We start from the raw sequence: 21,683 nt of genomic DNA, 5'->3' as shown, positions 1-21,683 counted from the left end.
CGTCATCGCTGAGCCTCGACGCGCCCGGTCAGCCGGTCGACCCAGCGCTGATGCTCGACCGGGTCGGCGAGCATCTCCAGCGCCGCGACCGTCCGCGCCAGCCTCTCCCACAGCGGCTCCGGGATGCGGGAGTGAAGCGCGGCGACCATTGCGGTGTAATAGGCAACGACCTGCCCACGGCTCTTGTCGCCGAAGCGGTCCCAGACGGTCGTGCCGTCGTCGTCCTCGCCGATCAGGTGATCGTTCAGGATCGCGTTCGCGTTGTGGAGCTTGTCGCACGCGGTAACGAAAGCGGCGCGGGCACTCTTGGTCGCGACGGCGGCAACGTAGGCGCGCTTGCGGTCCTCCCAGTCCAGCTTGGCGGACGCGTCCTCGGTCACGCTGTCGGAGCATTGCTCGACCGTCTCTGCGACGGTCTTGCCGAAGCGCTTGCGAATCTTGTCGAGGGTCGGCTGGCCGCCGCAATCCTCGACCGCGTCGTGGAGCAGAGCGGCAATGGTGTGCTTGTCGTCGCCGCCGTGCTCGATCACCAGGCTCGCGACACCGAGCAGATGCGAAAGATACGGCGTCCCGACGCCCTTCCTTTCGTGTCCTTCGTGAAGCTGGGAGGCCATCTTGAACCCGGCCGTAAGTCGTTTCGAATACATGCTTTTCTCCTTGAACCGGATGTGGTTCGACAATCTCGGGGCGCGGACCGGACCGTCCGCGGCTGCGGAGTCCGCGCCGGGCTACCCAAGCCGTTTGCCACAGGTTAACATGACAATATGGCCGAAACCGATGCCCTGCCCCCGCCCGGCGCTGCCGCTGACTGGACCGTCCCGCAGAAGTGGGGCGATTATACTCCGGCGGAGCATGCGGTGTGGGACACGCTGTTCGCGCGCCAGACCAGCCTGCTGAAAGACCGCGCCCACCCCGCCTTCCTCGCCGGCCTCGATATCCTGGCGCTGTCGGAGCCCGGCATCCCCGACTTCGACGAGCTGTCCGAACGGCTCCACAAGGCGACCGGCTGGAGCGTCGTCGCGGTCCCCGGGCTGGTCCCCGACGCGGTTTTCTACGAGCATCTTGCCAACCGGCGCTTCGTTGCCGGCAGCTTCATCCGCGGCGCGCACGAGCTCGACTACCTCGAAGCCCCCGACGTCTTCCACGACGTCTTCGGGCACGTCCCGCTGCTCAGCCAGCCGGTGTTCGCGGATTACATGCAGGCCTACGGCCAGGGCGGTCTGCGCTCGATGGAGTTCGGCGCGATCGCCCGGTTGGCGCGGCTGTACTGGTACACCGTCGAGTTCGGCCTGATCCGGGAAAGCGGCGACCTCAAGCTCTATGGTGCCGGCATCGTCTCCAGCCACGGCGAGAGCCGCTTCGCCCTCGACGACCCGTCGCCGAACCGGATCGGCTTCGACCTCGCGCGGGTGATGCGGACGCCGTACCGCATCGACGACTTCCAGCAGGGCTATTTCGTCATCGACAGCTTCGAGCAGTTGCTGCGCGCAACCCTCGATACCGACTTTGCGCCGTTGTACGCCGAACTCGAAGGCAAGCCAGACCTCGACATTGCCGCGATCGTCGAGGGTGACCGGGTCATTCACCGGGGTACGCAGGCCTATGCGCAAAGACGCGCCGCCGCAGCCTGATCGCAGGCCCTAATCGCCCGTTGCGTTGGCTCCGTGCCACTCGTATAGGGACCGCCTTCCGTCTATGTGGGGCAGTAGCTCAGATGGGAGAGCGCAGCAATCGCACTGCTGAGGTCAGGGGTTCGATCCCCCTCTGCTCCACCAACGGCCTCTAAGGGATTGAAACCCTTAGATTATACACGGAGAACAAGCACTTACGCCACACGTGTCCCACACATGGAGGACTACAAAGGCGATGTGCAACTACCTCTCCAAGCCCGGCGCGACCTACTATTTTAGGCGGCTGGTGCCCGTTGATTTGCAGGCTCAGCTAGGCCGCAGGGAGTGGAGCTATTCCCTCAAAACTAAGGACCGGCCAGAGGCCAAGCGCAGAGCGCAAGCTGAGGCCGTTCGGACCAATGGCCTGATAGATGATGCCCGCGCCAGCCTAGCCCTCTCAGTGGCCCCGCCAGCGCCCTCCCTGACCCCTCGCCAGCGTCAACGCCGGGACTGGCAAGGCCAGCACGAGCTAGAGGCCATGGAGTTCCTAGACGCCCTGACGGCTGGGAAAGAGCGGGAGTACGAAGCACGGGAGGTCATGCGGCAAACGGTCATCCGGGAGCTAGGAGGATCGACGGCCAGCCTGAGCGAGAAGCAGCGGGCTATCCGGGACATCGTGAGGGACGCCGACGAAGCGGCCCGCATTGCCAATCAGAACCTAGCAGCGGTCCAGTACGAGCTACGCCAGCGGCGGGAAGTGGAAGCGCCCGTGGTGCCCCCTCCCCCTGAGGCTCAGCCTGATCGAACAGTAGGGACAATGCTTGAAACAGTTATCGAGCGCTGGTCCATTGAGCGCAAGGTAACTGCCAAGACAAGGGATGCTGCCAAGGCATCTGTACGCTGGCTCTATGAGGCGATTGGCCGCGTAGCCGTGGAGCAAATCACACGCCGGGATATGCTGGACTTTAAGGACAAGCTGCTAGGAAAAGGCACGACGATAGCGAACACGAAGATGAAGCTATCCCGTATCTCCGGCCTGCTTGGCTACGCCTTGGATAACGACATGATACCGGTGAACTATGCCAAGGGCATAACCCTCCCCGACCCTAAGGCCGCTGCACGTAAACGCGCCGTCTACGACACGGAGGCGCTGGCCACCTTGTTCGCTGGCCCTGTACATGCTCTCGGCGAACGTCCACCCCAAGGTCGTGGGGAGGCATCCTACTGGTTGCCGCTGCTCGCCTTGTACACCGGGGCGAGACTTGAGGAACTTGGCCAGCTACGTCCCGGTGATGTCAGGAAGGCAACATACAGCGACGGTAACGATGAAGTTCAAACGGCTTGGGTGATTAACATTGTAGAGGATGAAGCGGACGGCCTGCACCTAAAGAACTCAGGCAGCGCCCGCATCATTCCAGTTCACCCTACCCTTGTAGAACTTGGCTTCATTGATCTAGTCAACACTGCTACTGCTGCTAAACAGAAACGCATTTTCTCTGACCTGACCCCGGACAAGTACGGCAGCTATACTGCTAAGTGGAGCATGTGGTATACCGTGTATCGCAAGAACTTGGGTCTGATAGACAAGCGCCTAGTGTTTCATTCATTCCGCCATACTTTTAAGGACAATGCTCGGCATAGCGGAATGATAGAAGGCGTACAGCGGCAAATAATGGGCCACAGCGGGGAAGGAGTAGCTGACGACTACGGTAGCGGTCATGGCCTCTATCGCCTAGTGGAGGGAATGACGTTGTACCGCGTACCGGGGTTCGTATTGCCGCCTAAGCCATTACGCTAACCAAACATCTTAGCCTAGCGATTAAGCCACGATATATATCATCTTGGAGTTGTGCGGATATTCGTATTGCGCAACTTCGTTTGATGAAACGTAGCAAATCCAAAGCTGTTGGCACATTCCTTATTGCCATAATGATTGCAGCAGTCTTAGTTGGAGTTGCCGTTATCGCCTCCTTGATGGAACGAAGTCCCTCCGGTTAGACTGGGCTTATTGGTAGAGCGCGATAGTCCCGACAGGACAAACGGTTACACGTCGGCACTGTAGGCGTAGGTATCCAACGGGATGACTCGCGAAGCTCACAGTCGTATCGTCATCGCTGTCCACGGGGATAACCGTAACCGCACCGGCTGTGCCTATGAAAAGCTCAGCGCAGTAGTTAGCGAGGTCGAGGGCTGAGCCTGTAATAGCAATAGCCCTACGTGCAGTCTGGTTACGTGACTGGATTATGCCGGTCATCCTATCCCGGTTACGATCATAGGCCATTAGACGCGGCCAACGATGATGATAGCAACAGTGGCGATTAGGGTTAGCGTCTGATGTTTATTTGAAATGAGGGTCGTGAAGTAGGACATTAGGGTTTCCATTGGTTGGATGTTAGTGGAGGGTTGGCAGCGAGGCTTGTCAGGGAGGCGCTGGGGCGCGTTGAGGGGTTGGCGGGGGAGATTATGCCACTCGCCAAAGGAAGGCGTTCAGCGGGCTTCCCTGTCACTCCCCGGTATGCCGCTCTAGGACGACGGGGGCATGTCGATGGCTGGCCCGGTGTAGCTCAGCGGCACACCCGTCTGGCGAGCAAGCGCCTCCCCGGACTTCGAGGGACGGTAGCCCGCTCCCCCGGACTGGGCGGGATTGGTGAACGAACGGGGCTGCTCAGCCACAGGCGCAGCGGCGGGGCTGTCCGCAGGGTTAGCCACAGCGTCCGCCTTGGCATCCTCCCGCACGTCCAGCGCATCCATGTCCGCTTCGATCATGGGAGTAAGGGCGTTCAGCCCGCTTTCATCCCCGGTAGCATTGTAGTGGTTCAAGGCCGTGTCGTACTTGGCAAGGGTCGCGCTATCGCTGGCCTGCACTAGTCGGGTGACGCGCTCCAACGTACCGCTAAGGGCGGGGCTGGATGCGGCGAAGGCATTGAGCGCCAGTTCGTAGGCTTTCCGGGGATCATGCCCGCTAGCCATGTGAGTGCGAGCGGTACGGGTAACGAACGAGGCATCTCCCCCGCTGGCATGGATAGTAGCGAGGGCGGCATTAACAGTGATACGATGTTTATGACTTAGAGCGGACATACCGCAGTTTCCTTTGTTGTGGTTAGTGCGGCCAGATGAATGACCATGTTCGTGACAAGCTGATAGTTATGCTTGATGTCACTGGCTGTAGGTTCGTGCATACCGGCGCGCTGACAATCAACGATAGTCTCAGCGGCTACACGTAGGGCTTCTTGTCGATTGTCCTCTGTGAGGTCGTCTAGTGCCAGCGTTATGGCTTTGTCCGGATAGACGGGGAAACCTAGCCGCTTACGATCATGGAACATACAGAGGCGGACAGCGAGGCTAGCAACGTCATACGGGTTGCTTAGCTGGTCAGTGCCATAGGACTTCAATAGCCAGCGGGTTACTGGGGACCACAGGGTATCAATGATGCCAGCCTCGGCATGGATGCCAAGCCTACTGCCAAGGTCCTCTAGCGTGTCGGGGAATATCTTGTAGGCTACCCAGCCAACGCGATTAGCCGTGTCATAGGCCGGGGCTGGGTGGATGATGCCAAGGTCCAGCGGGTCCCGGTCTGCCACGGGGACAAACTTCCGCATCGTCTTGTAGTTCAAACGTTGCTGGGCACCCTTACGATTAGGACGGCCAGCCTGCCTCACTGGGTCAGATACCCGCGCTTCATGCCGATATGGTAGACGTCCATAGCCTTCTCAGGGTCACCGGGAGCGAGGGCCAGGATGATCGGGGGGAGGACGTGGGGCTTCTCGCTCATCAGGTATTCGTAGACTTCACCGGGCAGGGCAGCGAAGCCCTCGACACTGTGATCCATGAAAACGCTGTCCCTCGCTTCATGGTCGTACGTCAGCGCTTCGTAGGTGATGTTGTAGGCAGCGGCCAAGGCTGAGCCGTTGGAGTTGCTGCCGTGCGCTACGGTGATGATGATATCCCGGAAGCGGGCGAACCGCGCCCTACGGTCAGCCAGAACCTTAGCCGTCATGGCAGCGGCGAGCTTATCCTGTGCATCTCCGAGTTCGATAGACAACCGGGCTGCCAAGGTCACGGCATCCTTTAACCGGGTAAGCAGAGCTACATCCGCACTAGTCTCGTTAAGCTCAGCCGTGAGGCGCTGTACGTCATAGGTAAGTAGATCGAGGGTGTTCATGTGTTCCTGTTACCCAAAGGTTTCATTGAATAGACCGAGCCCGCTGCCCTCAGGGCTTAGCGAGATAGGCGGGACGTAGTTCGGCTTACGCGGCGCAAGCACCATTGGCCGGGGTTGGGGATTGTCAGCCGTGAAAGCCTTAAGCACGTCACCGGCTGGCGTACGTCCGGGTTTACGTCTCACGGCATAGAGTGGCACTGGAATGCCAAGCATCTCCAACGCTACACGCAAGCCCGCTGTAATCCGGGGATCAGCCCTAGAGAAATACGCCTCTGCTACATCGCTGTTGATAACGTCATCGTTGACCGTATGGTTAGCCATAGTTTGTCCTTCTGTTTACCGTGGTGATTATGATTGGTTGTGATTAGGGGTTATGGAAAGGGATGAGTGAAATAGTTCCATCGACTTATAGAGATAGGCCGCCCGCTTGTGTGCGTAAGCGTAAGCGCCTTTAATCCCTTTAGCTTATCCTGTAAGTAAGCCCCCGGCTAACCATGTTCTCAAAGCGCCGTTCAATGAGTTCATGTTTATGGCATGTCCTAGGATGGCAGCCATAGGTTTAACCGGGAGCTAACTTACGAGATAAGCCGTTCTGTAATAATCGTATGAAGTCTTAGCGATTGAATAGCTTCTAGCCCCTGCTTAGAAATGTCCAACTACCCCCGCGTATGCGTACGTGACGCCCGCGTATATAGTCTATGATATAACCGGGATTTAAGCAGTGAGATAGCTAGGTAGGATACTCGTTATCCTATCATCTGGTATACCATGGGTTTACCCTTGGCTAACCCGGTAGATAGGTTCTTAGCATCAGCCGAGTATTGTAGCTCTGACGTTACCATAGTTATTCATCAGGGTATTTGCCTAGTTGCTATCCGGTCATATCATCATCTGTCATGATCTAGGTTCATCAGATATAGAGGCTATGGCTAGCCAAGGGTATACCTTAGTGTAACCCGCTTCTCTCTAACCAATCAATAGATGCAGCTTACCATGGTGGTAATTGCTACAGCTATCCGGTTATCGAGTGCATCTCATAGCCAAGCATTAAGCCCCTTGGTTACTCAGGGATAATCAGTAGGGAGGTATCGACGGGTGCTACCGCCTGTACTAGCTTCTCAAATACTTCGAGGGAGATACGATGTACTCCCCGGTCATTCCCAGCCAATAGATGCTCCTGTGGCCGACGGTATCAAAACAGTTCCAGAGTTTAAGGACAATGAATACAGTAGGTTAATCCCTTACCCAGCCCGGTCAAACCCAAGGATCAGGCGCGCGTCAACTGCTCAGCCTCAGGCCGTGTAGTCCAGCTATCCTACTCCAATGCCCTCAGAGCCACAGAGAAGCCCGCTCAGCGCTTTCCCATGATTAGGGAGGGATTGTGCCAGCCGCACCTCTCCCGGCTCTGGACGGTGCCTCTGAGCCTGTCTGGCTGGGCTATCCGGCGATTGCCTCTGCCCAATAGCGCTTGACCGTGGCATCCGACACCTTGAAGTGAGCCGCTGTGTCACGGATGCTGGCATTGTTCTCCTTACGCCAAGCCGCAATCCTGCCACCCTCTTTCACCCGCTTGCGACCAAGGCTCTCCTTACCGCGATGCGTCTTACCAGTGGCAGCCAATGCAGCACGAGCAGCGACCCGGCCACTGTTGCAGCGATCAAGTATCTTGCGCCGCTCCATGTCAGCAAGCTGGGCTAGGACCGCTAGGATAATCTCACCGACGCCACGGCCAATCGCACCGATGCCATGCACGTCAACAGTCACGCCCTTGTCGATAAGGCGGCGAACCGTTGTCTGTACGTCGATAGCGTCCCGGCCTAGCCGATCTACCGCGAAGACGTACAAGGTATCACCCTTGCGGATATGCTCTAGGAGCTTGGCGAACTGTGGCCGGTCAGCCGCCATGGTCGCACCGCTAACGCCTTCATCGCTGTACTCGGCATCGAAGCCATTACCCAACGCTGAGCGCTGAGCATCAATGGATTGGTCCCCGGTGCTGACCCGGTAGTAGGCAATGCGGTGTGTCATGGCTTGTAGCTCACAAGTTAGGGTGCCGTCTAAACCGGCTCATAAGCTAGCTCATAGATGCCGTCAAGATAGGTTTTGTGCCGTAGCCGGATACTTACAAGTTATGAGCCGCCTAATCGGCTGGGCTGCAACGCCATAGAAGCCCGCTCAGCGTCCACGGCTGCACCGGCCATGATCCACCACGGCTGAGCGCCAGCCCTGCCCTGTGCCTCCCCTGACCGGCTGAGCGGCACCGTGGTAGGCTGGGCTGACTGAGGGCGTACGGGGGTAACGCGCGCGGTCGGACTCCGACTTGCCCCCTCGCGTAAACATACCATTTTCAGATCGGCTGTTACCTACTGAGCGATGTACCTTAGGGGCTGTGAGCACGTCTCAAACTGCCCCCCGGGCCATTCCGACGAACATGTGCGAACCCGAACGCCCCAAGTCGGTTCGCCATTATCTAACATATTTTCTCTGATCGTTCTGCGAACATTACGAAGCTGATCTCCGATTTCGTTGTCAAACTCAATACTAAAATCTCTCAACTCAGTATGGGTAAGCTTAGGAAAAGCTTTGATATACTCAATCTTCTGCCTCGATGCAGATATGATCGCCTCATCAATCCAATAGTACGCATTCACTAGCATTGCATAATTTGGTTTAGAGGTGAAGCTCTGATAACCAACCATCTTCGACTTGAGACTTCCTGAATAAGCCACTTCCTGACGAGAAAACCAGTAAATATAATATCGTCTCTCGTCATTAGTTAATGCCTGAGGCCCGGGCTTGATCCAATCATCCGAGTTTAACCACTCCAATCCACTGTTGTACGAATTTGTCATATTCCTAAGCAAGGCCAATTTATTTTCCCTTGCCGTGATATTCTCGATATGATCATTCCATTTTTGCTGGATCAATGGTGCACCTAGGGCGGTTGCAACTACGACTGCATTTACCGCGATACTGACCCACGTTGCATATATACTTCGCCTCATTTCATGGACAGCTGCCCATCCTGCGATTGCTTGGCTAGCAGCATACGATTGCAGAACCAGATCGGCTCCATTCGGCTCAATCTGCTCAGGCGGTTTAGTCGCTTGCTCAATCATCCATCCCCCTGTCGCATAGTGTGATCAACACCCTTGCCAACGCGGCGAAAAGCTCACACATAGCGGCCACACACAAGGGTAAATCGAGAAAGCCTAAGTGTTTGTTCTCAATGGTTTAGCAGGGAAACAGACGTTCCCCCTCTGCTCCACCAAGGCGGACGGTCGGGGAGTGGCGCAGCCTGGTAGCGCATCTGGTTTGGGACCAGAGGGTCGCAGGTTCGAATCCTGTCTCCCCGACCATATTCTAGCTTGAGTGGATAAAGCGATGCCGACCAAGGCTGCCGAACACCTGACGAGCGATAATTTCATGGGCCTCGACGGCTTCGAGTTCGTCGAGTTCACCGGGCCCGATCCGGAGGCGCTGGCCAAGCTGTTCGTTGCGATGGGCTTCACCCACGTCGCCGACCACCGCTCCAAGCCCGTCCGGCGCTACGCCCAGGGCGACATCAATTTCCTGCTCAACATGGACACCGAAGGCCAGGCGGCCGAGTTCCGCAATGCCCACGGGCCGTCCGCCAACGCCATGGCGTTCCGGGTCAAGGATGCGCAGTTTGCCTTTGCCGAAGCGGTCAAGCGCGGCGCGGTCCCGGTGCCTCCCCGCGCCGGACCGATGGAGCTCAACATCCCGGCGATCGAGGGCATCGGCGGGTCGCATCTGTACCTCGTCGACCGCTACGGCGCGCAGGAGATCTACGACGTCGACTTCCGCCCGGTGCCGGCTGCGGCGCGCGACGACCGCTCGGTCGGGCTGCACACGCTCGATCACCTGACCCACAACGTCAACCGGGGCCGCATGGCGTACTGGGCCGACTTTTACGAGCGCATCTTCAATTTCCGCCAGATCCGCTATTTCGACATCGAGGGCCAGTCGACCGGGCTGTTCTCCAAGGCGATGACCGCCCCCGACGACAAGATCCGCATACCCTTGAACGAGAGCCAGGACGAGCACAGCCAGATCGAGGAGTTCCTGCGCGCCTACAAGGGCGAGGGCATCCAGCACCTGGCGCTCGCCACCGACGACATTTTCGCAACCGTCGACGCGCTGCGGGCCAACGGCGTCCGCTTCCAGGATTCGCCGGAGACCTATTTCGACCTGATCGACAAGCGGTTGCCGGGCCACGGCCACGACGTCGAGGAGATGCGCAAGCGCCGCATCCTGATCGACGGCGCGCCCGAGACCGGCGGCGGCCTGCTGCTGCAAATCTTCACCGAAAACATGGTCGGCCCGATCTTCTTCGAGATCATCCAGCGCAAGGGCAACGACGGCTTCGGCGAAGGCAATTTCAAGGCGTTGTTCGAGAGCCTGGAGCTCGACCAGGTCCGCCGCGGCGTCATCCCGGGACACGTCGTCCCGAGCGAAGTCGAGGCGTGAGCTACCAGTCCGGCTTCGGGAATCACTTCAGCACCGAAGCCGTACCCGGCGCGCTCCCGGTTGGGCGTAACTCGCCACAGCGCCCGGCCTTCGGGCTGTTCGCCGAGCAATTGTCGGGCACGGCCTTCACCGCACCGCGCGACCACAACCTGCATTCGTGGCTTTACCGCCTGCGGCCGAGCGCCAACCATCCGGCCTACACGCCCTATGCGCAGGGCCTGGTCCGCTCCGGACCGTACGACGAGGTGCCGCCGAGTCCGAACCGGTTGCGCTGGGACCCGCTGCCCTTGCCGGCAATACCGACCGACTTCATCGACGGGCTGGTGACCTATGCGGGCAACGGCGACCCGGCCAGCGGCGCCGGCGTCGGCGTGCACCTGTACGCCGCGACCGCCGACATGGTGGACCGGCTGTTCTACGATGCCGATGGTGAACTGCTGATCGTACCCGAGCAGGGCGCGCTGCGGCTTGTCACCGAGCTTGGGTTGATCGAGGTCGCGCCGGGCTCGATCGCCGTAATCCCACGCGGCGTCCGCTTCCGTGTCGAGCTCCCGGCCGGCTCCGCCCGCGGTTACATCTGCGAGAACTACGGCCAGCCCTTCCGCCTGCCCGACCTCGGCCCGATAGGTTCGAACGGCCTCGCCAACCCACGCGACTTCGAGACCCCCGTCGCGTGGTTCGAGGACCGCGACGTCGCCACCGAGGTCGTGCAGAAATTCGGCGGCCGACTGTGGCGCACCGAATTCGACCACTCGCCGCTCGACGTCGTCGCGTGGCATGGCAACTATGCCCCCTACCGCTTTGATACGGCTCGCTTCAACACCATCGGCAGTATCAGCTTCGACCACCCCGACCCGTCGATCTTCACGGTGCTGACCTCGCCGTCGGACACGCCCGGCACCGCCAACGCCGACTTCGTCATCTTCCCGCCGCGCTGGCTGGTGGCCGAGGACACGTTCCGCCCGCCGTGGTTCCACCGCAACGTGATGAGCGAGTTCATGGGGCTGGTGACCGGGGCCTACGACGCCAAGGTCGGTGGCTTCGCGCCCGGCGGCGCGTCGCTGCACAACTGCATGAGCGGCCACGGCCCCGACCAAGCGAGCCACGCCGCTGCCTCCGCCGCCGAGCTCAAGCCGCACAAGCTGGAGAACACGCTGGCCTTCATGTTCGAGACGCGGATGCCGCTGCACCCGACCGCCTGGGCGATGGCGACACCGGCGATGCAGCTCGACTACGACGACGTCTGGACCGGGTTTGCGAAGGCTCGACTACCCGGCTGACTTTCGCTCTCGCGCCATGCGGACCCACCGCTTCCGCATCGTCATCCGATGGAACTGCCAACTTGCGTATGTTACGGGGCTTCCGCAACGGCCCGTCGTTGGCCATGACCGAATGAGACAATGACGGACAAGCCGGTCTTCTACGATCCGAGTGGACAGCGTGCGCGCTGGACGCTGCGTGCGGTGCTGGCGCTCGGGCTGGTCCTGGTCGCGGCCGTGGTGACGTTCGCGATGACGGTGATCAGTGTGCCGGTGCCCGCCCCCCTCGCGATGATCATGGAGCGCCCGCACCCGCGCCCCCTCGACGTCAAGGTGGCGCGGTTCAGGCACAAGCTCACCAAGAACCTGGCCTGGCGGCCGTTCGGGGGTACCGCTGCCGACGCCGCCGTCAAGCAGACTATCGTCGCCTTCTATGCGCCGTGGGACGACGCCAGCTATGCCTCGCTGGCCAAGAACATCGGCAAGCTCGACACGCTCGTGCCGAGCCTGTTGTCGGTGACTGGGCCGAACCACCATTTCACCGTGGTCAACGATCCCCGCCTCGATCTGCTGCTCGCCAACGCCTCCAAGCGCCCGAAGCTGCTTATGATGGTCCAGAACGCCAAGGACGGCAGCTGGGACGGCGGCGGCACCGCGGCACTGCTGGCCGACCCGCGCGAGCGCCGCGTCCTCCTCGACAAGGTTATGCCGCAGATCGCGGCGCGCGAGGCCGCTGGCGTCGTCTTCGACTTCGAGGATTTGCCCGCCAGCGCACAGGCGAATTACCTGCAGTTCCTCGCCGAGGCGAAAGCGCGCTTCGTGCCGCGCGGCTGGCGGGTGACGCTGGCGGTGCCGGTTGACAACCCCGACTGGAACCTCGCCGCCTACGCCAAGGTCGCCGACCGGCTGTTCCTGATGATCTATGACGAGCACTGGATCGGTGGCCCACCCGGTCCGATCGCCTCGCAGAACTGGTACGTCGACCGTCTCCGCGCCGCCCGCCAGCTGATCGGCCGCGACAAGGCGATCGTCGCGGTCGGCAACTACGCCTACGACTGGACGATGAACGCCAAGGGCGGCGTCGAGGGCACCGTCTCGCAATCGGTCGAAGAAGCGTGGCTGTCGGCGCGCGATAGCGGTGCGAAAATCCGCTTCGACCCGGCCAGCGGGAACGCGACGTTCGACTATGAGGAAGCCGGCAAGACCCACCACGTCTGGATGCTCGACGCGGCCAGCGCCTGGAACCAGCTCCGCGCCGCCGATGCTGCCGGCGTCTACGGCGTTGCGCTCTGGCGGCTCGGTACCGAGGACCCCGATATGTGGGCAGCGCTGGAAACGTTCGAGACCGGCAAGATCCCCGACCTGACCAAACTCGAGTCGATGGGTAACGTCGACATCGAGGGTTCGGGCGAGCTGATCCGCATCGAGCACACCCCGACCGGCGGCGACCGCACCATCGTCGCCGACGCGGGCTTTATCCGCGACGAGACCTATGGGACCTTGCCTACGCCATTCGTCGTTCGCCGCACCGGCTACAAACCCGGGCTGGTGTCACTGACCTTCGACGACGGCCCCGACCCCGACTGGACGCCGAAAATCCTCGACATCCTGAAGCAGAAAAAGGCGCCGGCGACGTTCTTCTTGATCGGCGAAAATGCGATCACGCAGCCCGGCCTGCTCAACCGTATCGTCGCGGAGGGTCACGAACTCGGGAACCACAGCTACACCCACCCGAACCTCGCGCTGGTTTCCGAGCGTGGCACACGGCTGGAGCTCAACGCCACCCAGCGCCTGATCGAGGCCTATACCGGGCGTGCCATGCGGCTGTTCCGGGCACCGTATTTCGGTGACGCCGAACCTACCACCGCCGACGAACTCGGGCCGGCGCTGCTCGCCCAGAACGACGGCTACATGAACGTCGGGCTTCATGTGGACCCCGGCGACTGGAAGCGGCCGGGCGTCGACGAGATCGTCAACCGCACGCTTGCGCAAGTCGAGGGCGGCGACATCGAGCGCTCGGGCAACGTCGTCCTGCTCCACGATGCCGGCGGCGACCGGGCGCAGACCGTGACTGCCCTGCCCCGCATCATCGACGGGCTGCGCGCGCACGGCTATCGGATCGTGCCGATCGCTGAGCTCGCCGGCGTCACCGCCGCCGAGGTCATGCCGGTGGTCGGCAAGGACGACCTGTTTGCGGTCCGCGCCGACGTCGGCGTGTTCCTGCTCGTCGCCGGCATCGAATTCATTCTCAAGTGGCTGTTCGTGATCGCCATTGCGCTCGGCATCGCGCGCTCGCTGGTGCTTGCAGCACTGGCGCTCGGCAGCCGCCGCGCCTCGGTCCGCCCGGTAGCGCCGCCGATCGACCCGACGCGCTTCGTCTCGGTGATCATCCCGGCCTTCAACGAGGCCCGGGTTATCAAGGCGTCGGTCACCCGGGTCCTCGCCAGCGCCGACGTCGAGCTCGAGATCATCGTCGTCGACGACGGCTCCACCGACGGCACCAGCGCCATCGTCGCCGAGGCGTTCTCCAACGAGCCTCGCGTCCGCCTCGTGACGCTGGCCAACGGCGGCAAGGCCCGCGCCCTCAATCACGCGCTGACGCTGGCCAAAGGCGAGATCGTGGTGTCGCTCGATGCCGACACCGAGTTCGAGCCGCAGACCATCGCGCGGCTGGCGCGCTGGTTCGCCGACCCCGTGATCGGTGCGGTCGCGGGCAACGCCAAGGTCGGCAACCGGGTCAACCTCGTCACTCGCTGGCAAGCGGTCGAGTACGTCACCGCGCAGAACCTCGAACGCCGCGCCCTCGCCCGCTTCGAGGCGATCACCGTCGTGCCCGGTGCCGTCGGGGCGTGGCGCAAGGCGGCGCTGACCGCCGTCGGCGGGTACCCGACCGATACGCTCGCCGAGGACCAGGACCTGACCATCGCGATCCAGCGCGCCGGCTGGCGGGTCGGCTACGACACCGACGCGGTCGCCTGGACCGAGGCTCCCGAGACCTTCCGCGCCCTCGCGCGCCAGCGCTTCCGCTGGGCGTTCGGGACGCTCCAGTGCCTATGGAAGCACCAGTCGATCTTCCGCAGCGGAAAGCCCGCGGGACTCGCCTGGATCGGGCTACCGCAGGCGTGGCTGTTCCAGATCGGCTTCGCGCTCATTTCACCGATTATCGACCTCGCGCTGCTGATCAGCTTCGTCTCCACCGCAATCCGCATCAACCAGCACGGCTGGGCGCAGACCCAAAGCGACGTGCTGCGCATGGCGGTGTTCTGGGTGGCCTTCACCGCGATCGACGTCGCCTGCGGCTGGGTCGCCTATCACCTCGATGCCCGCGAGAAGCGCTATCCGGCGCTGCTGCTGATCGCCCAGCGCTTCATCTATCGGCAGATCATGTATTCGGTCGTGTTGCGCGCGGTCGCGGCGGCGCTCCGCGGCCCGTCGGTCGGCTGGGGCAAGCTCGAGCGCAGTGGGCGCATCGACTCGAGCGGCACGCCGGCCACCGCCTGAACCGTGTTCGACGCGCCGCGATGCCTCTCGAATGATCGAAGGGCCGCCGGGGTATCCCCCGACGGCCCTTCCATTGCCGGTCGTGAAACCGAAAGAGGCTTAGAGTACGACCACCTCGTGAGCGCACACCTTCATTCCAGTTTCCGACTTGATGCAATGAGACACTGGACCACCTCCTTCCGCTTGGTTGACGACGAACTCGAAATTGGGACGTCGTGCGGATGATTGCAAGCCCCGGGATAACGCACCCGAAAGTCACCGCGGTGCACGCCGGTCGGATCGCGCCGCTGGGGCCGCAGGGCGTGCCGAGCGGCTATCTCAAGCATCCCGTCGACCGACCCGTCCTCGCCGGTGAACTCGGGCTGAGCGGCGACGCTCAGGCCGACCTCACTGTCCACGGCGGCGTCGACAAGGCGGTCTACGGCTACCCGGTGTCGCGCTACCCGGACTGGAGCGCGACCTTCCCGGAACTGTCCGAGCGTCTCGTGCCCGGCTCGATGGGGGAGAACCTTGTCATCGAAGGCATCGCCGAGGCCGACCTCGCGATCGGCGACCGGGTCCGCGTCGGCGGCGCGCTGCTGCAGGTCACACAGCCCCGCCAGCCGTGCTTCAAGCTCGCGCTGGCGCTCGGCGAGCCGCTACTGGCGCGAGCGATGACCCGCAATGGCTGGTGCGGCTGGTACTACCGGGTCCTGGGGGCCGGCGTCATCGGCTCAGGCGACGACCATGTCCTCGTCGAGCGGCCAAATCCCGGCTGGACAGTGGCGCGCTTTGCCCAGGTCGTGGCGGCGCGCGCGCTGGGGGCTGACCTGCTGGCGGAAATGGTGGCTATGGAGGGCCTAGCCGACAACTGGCGGGTCAGGGCGCTGCGACTGCTTGCCGCCGTCCGCGCCGCTCCGTGAAGGCACGCCACTCGGTCCAGCCGATGACGCACAGCCCGAGCGCGAACGGCAGGTAGGTGTAGATCACCCGGAACAGCACCAGCGCTGCCAGCACCCCGGCACGCGGCGATGCCGGCAGCAGCGCCACCACCACCAGCTCGAACACCCCGAGGCCGCCCGGCGCATGGCTCAGCGCGCCCGCGACCATCGCCACGGCGTAGATCGTAAGCCAGGTCAGCAGGTCGACCGAACCCGCGTCGGGCAGCAGCAGGTACAAGGCCGAGCCCGCGAACGCGAGATCGACCACGCCGATCAGGATCTGCAGCAACGTCTCGCGCAAGGTCGGCAGGTAGAACTCGTACTTCCACAGCCGGATCGGTCGCCGCCACAGCCACGCCAGCATCGTGTAGGCGACCGCGCCCAGCAACAGGATTGCTCCGGCCCAGTCCTTGATGCTGATCAGCAGCGACTTCTGGACCCCCAGGTGTTGCAGCACCTGTTCGAGCGGTGCCGCAAGGTCGGGAGCGACAAGTAGGCCGACGCCGGCGACGACGACGATGCCGAGCCAGAAGGTCCAGCCGCACAGCGCGATGATCAGCGCGATGTCGAGCGGCTTGATCCCGGCGCGGGTGTAGATCCGATAGCGCACGGTGCCGCCGGTCAGGACGGTCAGCCCGAGCGCATGGCTCATCGTGAAGCTGCCGAACGACGACGCCGCCAGTGTCCGCAGTCCGACTCGGTAGCCGAGGTGCGCGACCGCCAGCCAGTCGTAGCCGATCAGGACGACGTACGAGAGCGCCGTCGAGACCGCCGCCAGCACCAGGTAATGAATTGGCGTCGCCTGGATGTCGGCGACGACCTCGGCCCAGGTGACCTGCGCGGCGATGGACCGGATACCCCACAACGCCAGCGCCAGCACGACCAGCCCGAGCACGGCCCAGACCCACTGCCCCACGCTGCGCTTCGGTGTCGTCGGCAGGTCGGGGGTCACGTAGTCTGCAAACTCCGATAGTTCCGGTGGACCCGCAGGGACTTGAACCCCGAACCGAGCCGTTATGAGCGGCCTGCTCTAACCAATTGAGCTACAGGTCCGTGCCGGCAGGCGACGGGTTAGCGGGTCGACCGCCTCGCGGCAAGCGTACGCATCACGCGCCAAAAAAAGAGGCCGGCGTCTTTCGACACCGGCCTCAGAACACCAAGGGTCCCGGCCAAGGGGGGGGAGAGGCCGGAACCCAACCCGGGGACCGCAGGGAAGGCGGTGGCCGGGGGGTAAGCCGCGTTAAGCGGCGACCCCGTCTATATGCGCCAGGGCGGTCATTGCGGGGAGACGCTTATGCTGCAGTGCAGCTATGCAAGCGGCGCATGGCCGGGAAGGTCGAGTTCCTCCAGCGTCATCCGCTCGACGAGGAAATCGCGCAGCGCCGTCAAACGCACCGATTTCTTCAATTCGCTCGGGTAGACGAAGAAGGTCCGGAACACCGCGCCCTCGAGCTCGGGCAGCACGACCGTGACCTTGCCCGAGAAGCGGATCAGATAGCTCGGCAGCGCCGCGATACCTGCCCCGGCCTCGACCGCCTGTAGCACCCCGAAGCTGTTGTTGAGCGTCAGCGCCGGCGTCCGCGGCGCACCCGTATGCCCGAGCTCGAGTGCCCAGTTGATGCCCTTCAGCGGCTCCGGCGCGGCATTGCCGTACGCCAGCAGCCGGTGGGAATCGAGGTCGGCGACCGTCGTCGGGGTGCCGTGCGCTGCCAGGTACTCGGGCGAGGCGCACAGCCGGTGGCGGATCGGCACCAGCGGCTTCTGGATCAGCTCGCCCTGGAACGGCGTGTGAAAGCGGATCGCGCAATCGGCCTCGCGCCGCGACAGGTCGACGTCCTCGTCGGTCAGGATCATCTTGATGGTGATGTCGGGGTAGCGGTCGAGGAAGCTGCCCATCTGTCGCGCCAGCCACGTCGAGCCGAAGCTGACCGTCGTCGTCAGGCGAATCTCGCCAGACGGGCGCCCGCGCGAGATGTCGATCGAGTTGCGCGTCCGCTCCAGCGTCTCGCTCATTTCGTGGGTCGCGGCATGGAGCTGCTCGCCCTCATGGGTCATCGCGAGCCCGCGCGCATGCCGGTGAAACAGCTTCGCGCCCACCGAATCCTCGAGCGCCTGGATCTGCCGACTTAACGCCGGCTGGCTCATGTGCAGTCGCCGCGCCGCCTCGGTGAAGCTGCCGGCGTCGGCGACACAGTCGAACAGCCGCAATTTCTCCCAGTCGAGGTTCATTCGCGGCCCTTTCGTGCGCCCTCACTGACCGACAATCGGCGGGCTGGCAAACCTCCGGGCGGCCGATGTCCACTTTCGCCCCGGTTGCGGACGTTGCCCGTTACGCTACGGTGCCGACATGATCTCGTCGATAAACGGCAACCGATCACAAATTGGGTTCCTGACGCCGGTGAGCGAGCTGGACCCATCCGAACTACAGGAGTGAAGCCATGACCGTCTGGACACCACGAGTGCTAAGCGTGCTGCGGATCGTGGCGGCGCTGTTGTTCATGGAACATGGCCTGATGAAGCTGCTGCATTTCCCGATCGCGCAGCCGGGAGCGCCGGACCCGCTGCCCACGATGCTCCTCGCGGCCGCCGTGATCGAGATCGTCGGCGGCGCGTTGCTGACCCTCGGCTTGTTCACGCGCGCCGTCGCCTTTGTCTGCGCGGGGCAAATGGCGGTCGCCTATTTCGTCGCGCATGCCCCTGGCGGCTTCTGGCCCGGCGCGAACGGCGGCGAACTCGCGACCCTCTACTGCTTCATCTTCTTGTACTTCGTCTTTGCGGGTCCTGGGGCGTGGAGCCTGGATGCGCTTCGCAAGACGAAAGCCTGACCGACGCATCCCTTTAATAGAAGAACCATACCGCGTTCCGGGTATGTCACGCCGCCGATTGCCGACTAGTGAAGGCGGGCAAGTGAAACCCGGGGACACGTCATGAAGCTCAAGACTATCGTTTTCACCGTCACCGCGCTGAACGCGGCAATGATCGCGACGTCGGCCGCTGCAGCGCCGACTATCTACACGGACCCGGCTGCATTTGCCGCGGCCAATCCCGGCCTCACCACATACGGCTTCCCGGCCAGCAACATCCTGTCTGTCGTCACTCCACCGACCTATACCTTGAACGGAGTAAGCTTCGTCACGCCAACAAACGGCTTTATCGCCAACGATGGCGGCTACGGCACCACGCCTTATTTCGACAGTGGCTCCTATCACGTCGTCACCCCGAACCACGTACTCGGCCTCTACCTCGGGGCCTTTGGCGGCGCGCAGACAATGTCCTACACGATCAATGGCGAAGCCGGCACATTGGCACTCGGCGCCGGTCGGGCCTTATCTTTCCTTGGCTTTAACAGCAACGGTGGCCCGCTCGACTTCAGTTACAGCGGCGGTTTCGAGGTCGACGTCACCAGCTTCACCACAAGGGTCGACACCGTGCCAGAGCCAGCAAGCTGGGCATTTATGCTCAGCGGCTTTGCCGGGGCCGGAACCATGATGCGTCGCCGCAGGATCAGCGCAAGCCTGGCTTGAGGGACGATCCAGCGGCGGCCCCGGCGCTGCTAGGCCGCGGCCCGCTCCTCGTCGAAGCCTTCGCCGTTGGCATGTCCGTCCAGCGCGCCGTGCGCGAGGTAGCGCTCAGCCTCCAGCGCCGCCATGCAGCCGGTGCCGGCCGCGGTGACGGCCTGGCGGTAGACCTTGTCCTTGACGTCGCCGGCCGCGAACACGCCTCGGACACTGGTCGCGGTCGAATCCGGGGCGGTGATGAGGTAGCCCTCGTCGTCCATCGCGAGGCTGTCGACGAACAGCTCGGTCGCCGGCACGTGGCCGATGGCAACGAACAGCCCGTCGACCTCGATGACCCGCGACTGGCCGGTGACCGTGTCGACCACGGCGACGCCGGTCACCCCAAGAGGCGCGGTGGTGCCCTCGACCTCGGCGACCTCGGCGTTCCAGATCATCTCGATCTTGGGGTTGGCGAACAGCCGGGCCTGGTTGGTCGCGTCCGCGCGCAGCTCGTGGCGGCGGTGGATGAGGTAGACCTTCGACGCGAAGTTGGTCAGGAACAGCGCTTCCTCGACCGCCGTATTTCCGCCGCCGACGACCGCGACGACTTTGTTGCGGAAGAAGAACCCGTCGCAGGTCGCGCACGCCGACACGCCAAAACCGCGGAACCGGGTTTCGGACTCCAGCCCGAGCCAGCGCGCCTGTGCACCCGTCGCGATGACGATCGCATCGGCAGTCCAGCGCGCGCCTGAATCACAGACCGCGACGAACGGCCGGCGCGACAGGTCGACCGACGTCACGATGTCGTCGACCAGCTTAGTGCCGACATGAGCGGCCTGCGCCTCCATGCGGATCATCAGGTTGGGGCCCATGACGCTGGTGTCGCCGGGCCAATTCTCGACATCGGTGGTGATGGTCAGCTGTCCGCCGGGCTGCAGGCCGCGGATCAGGACCGGCTCGAGCGCGGCGCGCGCCGCATAGATCGCGGCGGTATAGCCGGCAGGGCCTGAGCCGATGATCAGGACGCGGGCGTGGTTCTCGGACATTCTGGCAATTCTCCTGCCGTCCTATTTAGGGGTTCGGAGGCGCGGATGCCAGCGACCGGAGCGTAAGCGGCATAGCGACGCAAGATTGCGCGCGGCGGCAACATTCCTATAGTCTCGGACGTCATCACCCGCTAACGATTGCGCCGATGCACCGCTCCCGCCTGCCGATCGACACCGTCGACCGCGTCATCCTGCATCACCTGCAGAACGAGGGCCGCATCACCAATGTCGAGCTGGCCGAGCGCGCCGGACTGACCGCGCCGCCGTGCCTGCGCCGGGTCCGCGCGCTCGAGGAAGCCGGCGCGATCCGCGGCTACCATGCCGACCTCGACCCGGAGTCGCTGGGTTATTCGATCACGGTGTTCGCGATGGTCAGCCTGAAGAGCCAGGCCGAGGCCGACCTCCGCGCCTTCGAGGACCACATCGCTGCCCTGCCCCAGGTCCGCGAATGCCACATGCTCAACGGCGAGATCGACTTCATCCTCAAGGTCGTTGCGCACGACCTGCAGGAGTTCCAGCGCTTCCTGACCAGCCAGCTTACCCCGGCGCCAAACGTCGCCAGCGTCAAGACCAGCCTGACGATCCGGACGAGCAAGGCGCTGCCGGGAGTGCCGGTCGACGCCTAATGCGGCGGGCGGGAGCGCCGTCTTCACCACGCTGTCATTCCGGCGAACGCCAGAACCCAGTTGCCCCCAAGCCTCGGAACTTCGAGCCCTTGATGCAGCCGGGTTCCGGCGTTCGCCGGAATGACAAGCGGGAAGCTCAGCCCGTAATTTCGGTCTGCGCGAAGAAGTAGGCGATCTCGGTCGCAGCGTTTTCGTCGCTGTCGGAGCCGTGGACGGTGTTCGCCTCGATGCTCTCGGCGTGGACCTTGCGGATGGTGCCGGCGTCGGCGTTGGCGGGGTTGGTCGCACCCATGATCTCGCGGTAGCGCGGCACGGCGTCATCGCCCTCGAGCACCTGGACGACGACCGGGCCGGAGATCATGAAGGCGACCAGCTCGCCGAAGAAGCCGCGCTCGCTGTGGACGGCGTAAAAGCCCTCGGCCTGCGCCTTGGTGAGCTGCAGGCGCTTCTGGGCGACGATGCGCAGGCCGGCACCCTCGATGATCGCGTTGACTGCGCCTGTCAGGTTGCGGCGCGTCGCGTCGGGCTTGATGATCGAAAAGGTGCGCGTGGTGGCCACGACGGTCTCCAA

General features: G+C 62.9%; 19 protein-coding genes and 3 tRNA genes. 11 read left to right on the top strand and 11 right to left on the bottom strand.

The genetic code is table 11. The features are described from left to right. Positions 1 to 2: 2 nt before the first annotated feature. Positions 3 to 647 carry an HD domain-containing protein gene (locus KX816_09425; GenBank protein ID QXQ08165.1) on the bottom strand — a complete coding sequence of 215 codons (645 nt, stop codon included), beginning with the start codon at positions 645 to 647 and terminating at the stop codon, positions 3 to 5. A gap of 117 nt (positions 648 to 764) precedes the next feature. Here KX816_09425 and phhA point away from each other — a divergent pair, with 117 nt between their 5' ends. From phhA to KX816_09410, 3 genes are all read left to right on the top strand, one after another. Beyond that, the gene (gene phhA / locus KX816_09420) at positions 765 to 1,631 is read left to right on the top strand and encodes a phenylalanine 4-monooxygenase (GenBank protein ID QXQ08164.1); all 867 of its coding nucleotides are present in this window, start codon (positions 765 to 767) and stop codon (positions 1,629 to 1,631) included. 68 nt (positions 1,632 to 1,699) lie between these two features. Then, a tRNA-Ala gene (locus KX816_09415) sits at positions 1,700 to 1,775 on the top strand. A gap of 91 nt (positions 1,776 to 1,866) precedes the next feature. Then, the gene (locus KX816_09410; GenBank protein QXQ08163.1) at positions 1,867 to 3,408 is read left to right on the top strand and encodes a site-specific integrase; all 1,542 of its coding nucleotides are present in this window, start codon (positions 1,867 to 1,869) and stop codon (positions 3,406 to 3,408) included. Positions 3,409 to 4,133: 725 nt separating this feature from the next. On the opposite strand, the gene KX816_09405 is transcribed toward KX816_09410, so the two are convergent. From KX816_09405 to KX816_09385, 5 genes are all read right to left on the bottom strand, one after another. After that, positions 4,134 to 4,580, bottom strand: coding sequence for a hypothetical protein (locus tag KX816_09405; protein QXQ08162.1), 447 nt, complete (start codon positions 4,578 to 4,580; stop codon positions 4,134 to 4,136). A 95-nt stretch (positions 4,581 to 4,675) separates the two neighbouring features. Next, positions 4,676 to 5,224 (bottom strand): hypothetical protein, encoded by a 549-nt coding sequence (locus tag KX816_09400; GenBank protein QXQ08161.1) that lies wholly within the window; start codon positions 5,222 to 5,224, stop codon positions 4,676 to 4,678. Positions 5,225 to 5,265: 41 nt separating this feature from the next. Then, positions 5,266 to 5,772, bottom strand: a complete 507-nt coding sequence (locus KX816_09395) for a hypothetical protein (protein QXQ08160.1) — start codon at positions 5,770 to 5,772, stop codon at positions 5,266 to 5,268. 1,437 nt (positions 5,773 to 7,209) lie between these two features. Next, positions 7,210 to 7,800 (bottom strand): recombinase family protein, encoded by a 591-nt coding sequence (locus KX816_09390; protein QXQ08159.1) that lies wholly within the window; start codon positions 7,798 to 7,800, stop codon positions 7,210 to 7,212. Positions 7,801 to 8,135: 335 nt separating this feature from the next. Then, complete coding sequence (locus KX816_09385) at positions 8,136 to 8,891, bottom strand: hypothetical protein (GenBank protein ID QXQ08158.1); 756 nt, start codon at positions 8,889 to 8,891, stop codon at positions 8,136 to 8,138. Between the two features lie 163 nt (positions 8,892 to 9,054). Between KX816_09385 and KX816_09380 the strand changes: the two genes are divergently transcribed. The 5 genes from KX816_09380 to KX816_09360 all read left to right on the top strand — a co-directional run bounded on the left by KX816_09380 (position 9,055) and on the right by KX816_09360 (position 15,925). Then, positions 9,055 to 9,131, top strand: a tRNA-Pro gene (locus KX816_09380). A 67-nt stretch (positions 9,132 to 9,198) separates the two neighbouring features. Beyond that, positions 9,199 to 10,263 (top strand): 4-hydroxyphenylpyruvate dioxygenase, encoded by a 1,065-nt coding sequence (gene hppD / locus KX816_09375; GenBank protein ID QXQ08487.1) that lies wholly within the window; start codon positions 9,199 to 9,201, stop codon positions 10,261 to 10,263. Then, positions 10,260 to 11,543: a homogentisate 1,2-dioxygenase gene (gene hmgA, locus KX816_09370; protein ID QXQ08157.1), complete on the top strand. Its 1,284-nt coding sequence runs from the start codon at positions 10,260 to 10,262 to the stop codon at positions 11,541 to 11,543. The genes hppD and hmgA overlap by 4 nt, the downstream gene beginning before the upstream one ends. 120 nt (positions 11,544 to 11,663) lie before the next feature. Next, positions 11,664 to 15,023: a glycosyltransferase gene (locus KX816_09365; protein ID QXQ08156.1), complete on the top strand. Its 3,360-nt coding sequence runs from the start codon at positions 11,664 to 11,666 to the stop codon at positions 15,021 to 15,023. Between the two features lie 263 nt (positions 15,024 to 15,286). Further along, positions 15,287 to 15,925: an MOSC domain-containing protein gene (locus tag KX816_09360; GenBank protein ID QXQ08155.1), complete on the top strand. Its 639-nt coding sequence runs from the start codon at positions 15,287 to 15,289 to the stop codon at positions 15,923 to 15,925. On the opposite strand, the gene KX816_09355 is transcribed toward KX816_09360, so the two are convergent. The 3 genes from KX816_09355 to KX816_09345 all read right to left on the bottom strand — a co-directional run bounded on the left by KX816_09355 (position 15,882) and on the right by KX816_09345 (position 18,172). Next, positions 15,882 to 16,895, bottom strand: coding sequence for a flippase-like domain-containing protein (locus tag KX816_09355; protein ID QXQ08154.1), 1,014 nt, complete (start codon positions 16,893 to 16,895; stop codon positions 15,882 to 15,884). The two genes, KX816_09360 and KX816_09355, sit on opposite strands and share 44 nt — an antisense overlap. A 27-nt stretch (positions 16,896 to 16,922) precedes the next feature. After that, a tRNA-Ile gene (locus KX816_09350) sits at positions 16,923 to 16,996 on the bottom strand. A gap of 255 nt (positions 16,997 to 17,251) precedes the next feature. Further along, positions 17,252 to 18,172, bottom strand: a complete 921-nt coding sequence (locus tag KX816_09345; GenBank protein QXQ08153.1) for a LysR family transcriptional regulator — start codon at positions 18,170 to 18,172, stop codon at positions 17,252 to 17,254. 209 nt (positions 18,173 to 18,381) lie between these two features. On the opposite strand from KX816_09345, the gene KX816_09340 reads away from it, so the two are divergent. Then, positions 18,382 to 18,768, top strand: coding sequence for a DoxX family protein (locus KX816_09340; protein ID QXQ08152.1), 387 nt, complete (start codon positions 18,382 to 18,384; stop codon positions 18,766 to 18,768). A 102-nt stretch (positions 18,769 to 18,870) separates the two neighbouring features. After that, positions 18,871 to 19,467 carry a PEPxxWA-CTERM sorting domain-containing protein gene (locus KX816_09335; protein QXQ08151.1) on the top strand — a complete coding sequence of 199 codons (597 nt, stop codon included), beginning with the start codon at positions 18,871 to 18,873 and terminating at the stop codon, positions 19,465 to 19,467. Positions 19,468 to 19,496: 29 nt separating this feature from the next. Here KX816_09335 and trxB read toward each other — a convergent pair whose 3' ends face one another. Further along, complete coding sequence (gene trxB / locus KX816_09330) at positions 19,497 to 20,486, bottom strand: thioredoxin-disulfide reductase (protein ID QXQ08150.1); 990 nt, start codon at positions 20,484 to 20,486, stop codon at positions 19,497 to 19,499. A gap of 146 nt (positions 20,487 to 20,632) precedes the next feature. On the opposite strand from trxB, the gene KX816_09325 reads away from it, so the two are divergent. Continuing rightward, positions 20,633 to 21,112 (top strand): Lrp/AsnC family transcriptional regulator, encoded by a 480-nt coding sequence (locus KX816_09325; protein QXQ08149.1) that lies wholly within the window; start codon positions 20,633 to 20,635, stop codon positions 21,110 to 21,112. Positions 21,113 to 21,248: 136 nt separating this feature from the next. On the opposite strand, the gene ndk is transcribed toward KX816_09325, so the two are convergent. Next, positions 21,249 to 21,671, bottom strand: coding sequence for a nucleoside-diphosphate kinase (ndk, locus tag KX816_09320; GenBank protein ID QXQ08148.1), 423 nt, complete (start codon positions 21,669 to 21,671; stop codon positions 21,249 to 21,251). Positions 21,672 to 21,683: the final 12 nt, after the last annotated feature.

Source organism: Sphingosinicellaceae bacterium, assembly GCA_019285715.1.
Classification (GTDB): domain Bacteria; phylum Pseudomonadota; class Alphaproteobacteria; order Sphingomonadales; family Sphingomonadaceae; genus Glacieibacterium.
This window is presented reverse-complemented; position numbering and strand designations above follow the sequence as displayed.

Bases quoted from the DNA above. Each gene is read 5' to 3' on its own strand.
- KX816_09425 (QXQ08165.1), bottom strand. From the start codon at position 647: ATGTATTCGAAACGACTTACGGCCGGGTTCAAGATGGCCTCCCAGCTT.
- phhA (QXQ08164.1), top strand. From the start codon at position 765: ATGGCCGAAACCGATGCCCTGCCCCCGCCCGGCGCTGCCGCTGACTGG.
- KX816_09410 (QXQ08163.1), top strand. From the start codon at position 1,867: ATGTGCAACTACCTCTCCAAGCCCGGCGCGACCTACTATTTTAGGCGG.
- KX816_09405 (QXQ08162.1), bottom strand. From the start codon at position 4,580: ATGGCTAGCGGGCATGATCCCCGGAAAGCCTACGAACTGGCGCTCAAT.
- KX816_09395 (QXQ08160.1), bottom strand. From the start codon at position 5,772: ATGAACACCCTCGATCTACTTACCTATGACGTACAGCGCCTCACGGCT.
- KX816_09390 (QXQ08159.1), bottom strand. From the start codon at position 7,800: ATGACACACCGCATTGCCTACTACCGGGTCAGCACCGGGGACCAATCC.
- KX816_09385 (QXQ08158.1), bottom strand. From the start codon at position 8,891: ATGATTGAGCAAGCGACTAAACCGCCTGAGCAGATTGAGCCGAATGGA.
- hppD (QXQ08487.1), top strand. From the start codon at position 9,199: ATGGGCCTCGACGGCTTCGAGTTCGTCGAGTTCACCGGGCCCGATCCG.
- KX816_09365 (QXQ08156.1), top strand. From the start codon at position 11,664: ATGACGGACAAGCCGGTCTTCTACGATCCGAGTGGACAGCGTGCGCGC.
- KX816_09345 (QXQ08153.1), bottom strand. From the start codon at position 18,172: ATGAACCTCGACTGGGAGAAATTGCGGCTGTTCGACTGTGTCGCCGAC.
- KX816_09340 (QXQ08152.1), top strand. From the start codon at position 18,382: ATGACCGTCTGGACACCACGAGTGCTAAGCGTGCTGCGGATCGTGGCG.
- KX816_09335 (QXQ08151.1), top strand. From the start codon at position 18,871: ATGAAGCTCAAGACTATCGTTTTCACCGTCACCGCGCTGAACGCGGCA.
- trxB (QXQ08150.1), bottom strand. From the start codon at position 20,486: ATGTCCGAGAACCACGCCCGCGTCCTGATCATCGGCTCAGGCCCTGCC.
- KX816_09325 (QXQ08149.1), top strand. From the start codon at position 20,633: ATGCACCGCTCCCGCCTGCCGATCGACACCGTCGACCGCGTCATCCTG.